Source organism: Enterovibrio calviensis DSM 14347 (assembly GCF_000621165.1).
Taxonomy (GTDB): domain Bacteria; phylum Pseudomonadota; class Gammaproteobacteria; order Enterobacterales; family Vibrionaceae; genus Enterovibrio; species Enterovibrio calviensis.
Genome location: NZ_JHZA01000033.1, coordinates 1 through 1798, shown reverse-complemented (window position 1 = coordinate 1798; position 1798 = coordinate 1). Strand labels below are relative to the sequence as shown.

Annotated in this window: 1 rRNA gene; it reads left to right on the top strand. The window is 51.5% G+C overall.

The window, feature by feature from the left end:
* Positions 1-1798: ribosomal RNA gene (locus tag Q365_RS0118135) — 23S ribosomal RNA — on the top strand; the annotation flags it as partial.

Sequence of the window (1798 nt, the reverse complement as noted above, 5' to 3'; positions counted from 1 at the left end):
ATGGGGGGACCATCCTCCAAGGCTAAATACTCCTGACTGACCGATAGTGAACCAGTACCGTGAGGGAAAGGCGAAAAGAACCCCTGTGAGGGGAGTGAAATAGAACCTGAAACCGTGTACGTACAAGCAGTGGGAGCCTCCTTTGTGGGGTGACTGCGTACCTTTTGTATAATGGGTCAGCGACTTACTTTTAGTAGCAAGGTTAACCGAATAGGGGAGCCGTAGGGAAACCGAGTCTTAACTGGGCGAATAAGTTGCTAGGAGTAGACCCGAAACCGAGTGATCTAGCCATGGGCAGGTTGAAGATTGAGTAACATCAATTGGAGGACCGAACCGACTAATGTTGAAAAATTAGCGGATGACTTGTGGCTAGGGGTGAAAGGCCAATCAAACTCGGAGATAGCTGGTTCTCCCCGAAATCTATTTAGGTAGAGCCTCGGACGAATACTACTGGGGGTAGAGCACTGTTAAGGCTAGGGGGTCATCCCGACTTACCAACCCTTTGCAAACTCCGAATACCAGTAAGTACTATCCGGGAGACACACGGCGGGTGCTAACGTCCGTCGTGAAGAGGGAAACAACCCAGACCGCCAGCTAAGGTCCCAAAGTTATCGCTAAGTGGGAAACGATGTGGGAAGGCTCAGACAGCCAGGATGTTGGCTTAGAAGCAGCCATCATTTAAAGAAAGCGTAATAGCTCACTGGTCGAGTCGGCCTGCGCGGAAGATGTAACGGGGCTAAGCGATACACCGAAGCTGCGGCATCAACTCTTCGGAGTTGTTGGGTAGGGGAGCGTTCTGTAAGCCGTTGAAGGTGAACTGTAAGGTTTGCTGGAGGTATCAGAAGTGCGAATGCTGACATGAGTAACGATAAAGGGGGTGAAAAACCTCCTCGCCGGAAGACCAAGGGTTCCTGTCCAACGTTAATCGGGGCAGGGTAAGTCGACCCCTAAGGCGAGGCCGAAAGGCGTAGTCGATGGGAAACGGGTTAATATTCCCGTACTTCTTACAATTGCGATGGGGGGACGGAGAAGGCTAGGTGGGCCTCGCGACGGTTGTCGAGGTTCAAGTGCGTAGGCAGGGGGATTAGGCAAATCCGGTTCCCTATATGCTGAGACACGATGTCGAGCTACTACGGTAGTGAAGTCATTGATGCCATGCTTCCGGGAAAAGCCTCTAAGCTTCAGATTGTAAGGAATCGTACCCCAAACCGACACAGGTGGTCGGGTAGAGAATACCAAGGCGCTTGAGAGAACTCGGGTGAAGGAACTAGGCAAAATGGTACCGTAACTTCGGGAGAAGGTACGCTGCCTCCGGTGAAGTCCCTTGCGGATGGAGCTAGAGGCAGTCGCAGATACCAGGTGGCTGCAACTGTTTATTAAAAACATAGCACTGTGCAAAATCGAAAGATGACGTATACGGTGTGACGCCTGCCCGGTGCCGGAAGGTTAATTGATGGGGTTATCTTCGGAGAAGCTCTTGATCGAAGCCCCGGTAAACGGCGGCCGTAACTATAACGGTCCTAAGGTAGCGAAATTCCTTGTCGGGTAAGTTCCGACCTGCACGAATGGCGTAATGATGGCCACGCTGTCTCCACCCGAGACTCAGTGAAATTGAAATCGCAGTGAAGATGCTGTGTACCCGCGGCTAGACGGAAAGACCCCGTGAACCTTTACTACAGCTTGGCACTGAACATTGACCCTACATGTGTAGGATAGGTGGGAGCCTTTGAAGCATCGTCGCTAGATGGTGTGGAGGCAATCTTGAAATACCACCCTTGTATGCTTGATGTTCTAACGT